Below are 2,667 nucleotides of genomic sequence, written 5' to 3' on the forward strand. Positions count from 1 at the left end.
GGGCTATGGGTAGCACACCGATGTGTCCGGCATGTCGAGGGTCTTACCGATAGGTAACATCCACATCTCGGGATGATCACGATCAGCATGCGCAACGGAGCGGGGTGCGTGCACGGTCGCCCGCGCGCGCACCCCGCTGGTTGGCCCGTCACGGAAGGACGATCAGCAGCCTCCGGTCCGCCGAGGCCTGGACGGTGGTCGATCCCGCGTACCGGGTGTCGACGACGTAGAGCCCGACGGGTAGCCGCGGCAGCCGCAGCGTGGCCGTTGCGGTCCTCTGCGTTCCGGGCGTCAGGGCCCCGGTGACCTGTGCGACCACCGGTCCGTCGCCGTGCAGCCGCACGCCGCGCACCGTGGTGGTCACGTCACCCGTCGGGGCTGCACCCTGGGCGGCCCGGACCGTGGCGGTCACGGTGGCCTGCGACGCGCGGCGGACCGGGCGGGGCTCGATCGAGACCGAGGTGGTCGACCGGACGGCGGTGGCGGCAGGAACCTGCGTGCTCGTCGTCACGCCGAGGTTCCCGACGCGGTCGACGGCCCGGTGCTCGACTGCCGTGGCCTCGGCGCCGACCTGGACGGGACCGGCGTAGGTCGTCCAGGCGCCGCTGCCGATCCGGTACTCGAGGTGGTCCACCCCGGAGCCCTCGTCGGCACCCGTGAGCGTGACCCGTCGCTGGGCGTCCACGCTCGCCGACGACGTCGGGCCGATCGCATCGAGGGCGAACGTCACCGACCGGACCGCCGAGACGTTGCCGGCCGCGTCCGTCGCGCGGACGGCGACGGTGTGCTCGCCGTGCCCGGTGACCTGTACGGAGGCGGTCGGCGTCCACGCACCGCCGTCGACCGACATCTCGAGCGAGACGCCGGCCCGGTCGTCCGAGGCGGTGGCCACCACGGTCGCCGGTGCCGCGCGCCAGTCGCCCACGGGGTCGGGGGAGACGAGGAGCGAGTCGACCGTCGGGGCCGTCGTGTCCGCCGGCACCGTGTGCAGGGTCAGGAACGTGACCGAGTAGGGCGGCAGGTCATACGTGAACGAGGACGACAGCCCGCCGATCTCCCGCGTGACCGGCTCGACCGTGCGGGGTGCCGTCTTGGTGTTGGTCGCGCCCGGCGGCGCGACGATCTCCGTGACCGAGCCCGTCGGGGCGATCTCCACGTCGGAGACCTCGACCTGCGTGCGCTGCGTGACGGCCGAGACGTTGACGACCTTGGCGACGATGTCACCGCTGTCCTCGTCGCGCGTGACCACCTGGAAGACGTCCGCCGCGGGGGCGGGGTCGTCGTAGGACATCTGCAGCACCCCGTCGAGGTACAGCTCGATGTGCCGGTCCTGGACCACGATCTTGATCCGGKACGTCTGGTCGGTCGCGATGCTGTGGCCCTCGACCGCCTTCACCTCACCGGCACCGCCCCCGTCGGCCTTCTGCAGAGCCTGGCGCGAGTTGTTCCAGCCGCCCAGGTTCCACCAGAAGTAGTCGCTGGGACCGCCCGCGGCGAACCCGACGAGGAAGCCCTCGGCACCCGCGGTCTTGCGGGCGTCGAGCTCGAGCGTGTAGCTGCTCCAGTCCTGCTCGTAGGCGCCCGTCGGGATGCTCCGGGCGTCGGTGGTCGTCGTGCTCGACTGCACGTACTCGCCGCCCACCACCGACCAGTCGCCCGTCTGCGGCGACCACGCGGACGCGTCCGTGAACGTGTCCTCGAACAGCACGGCGCCGCCGTCGTTCTCGGTCACGCGCACGTTGTCGTAGGCCGCCGACGTGTTCCAGGTGGACAGGAACACTCCGCCGTCGAGCGGCTGCGGCTCGACCGACGGGGTGGTCAGCGTGCTCGGCACCACCTGGTCGCCGACGTTGTTCGAGAACAGGTGCTGGACCCAGTAGTTGGCGCTGGACCAGGACTCGTCGTTGTCGAACCAGATGGCGTCCGGAGACCACTGCACGTACGACTCGTTGGCCAGCAGCGGCGCGTAGGACGCCAGCTCCACCAGGTCGCCGTTGCGCTCCAGCCCCGTCATGTACGCGGCCTCGGACAGGCCGTTCCACCAGGTGTTCCCGCGGGAGGCGTACTCGCCGAGGAACACGTGCGGGCCCTCGCGGTCGTAGGAGTCGTAGCGCTCCGCGTTGGCCAGGAACCAGCTCGGGTCGTTGTAGTAGTGCTCGTCGACCAGGTCCACGTCCTGCTCACGGGCGAAGTCCCAGAGGGTGTCGAAGCGGGCGCCGGTGTCGTCCGGACCGGAGTTGGAGATGATCTTGACGTCCGGGTAGGCGGCCGCGATCGCATCCCGGAACGCCGGGAAGTTGGCCTCGAACGTGGTGGTGTTCTCCTCGTTGCCGAGCCCGATGTACGGCAGCTCGAACGGCTCGGGGTGACCGAGGGCGGCACGCTTCGCGCCCCAGGTGGTGGACACGTCACCGGTCGCGAACTCGATGAGGTCGAGCGTGTCCTGCACCCACCGGGCGATCTGCGTCGGGTCGGTCATCTCGGGGATGGTGCTCCCGCAGCCGTTGGCGCCGACCGACAGCACGGGCAGCGGGACGGCCCCGAGGTCCTCGGCCAGCTCCATGTACTCGAGGTAGCCGATGCCGTAGGACTGGTTGTAGCCCCAGAAGTTCCAGTTGGTGGCGCGCTCCTCGACCGGCCCGATGGTCTCCTTCCACTGGTACGTGC

Annotated in this window: 1 protein-coding gene; it reads right to left on the minus strand. The window is 70.5% G+C overall.

Annotation, left to right across the window (positions count from 1 at the left end; all coding sequences use genetic code 11):
- Nucleotides 1-148: 148 nt before the first annotated feature.
- A partial coding sequence (locus AC1DUQ_RS20380; RefSeq protein WP_477074485.1) for an OmpL47-type beta-barrel domain-containing protein occupies nt 149-2,667 on the minus strand: 2,519 nt, incomplete at its 5' end.

The sequence above is a fragment of the Cellulomonas sp. P4_B5_2 genome (assembly GCF_056402235.1).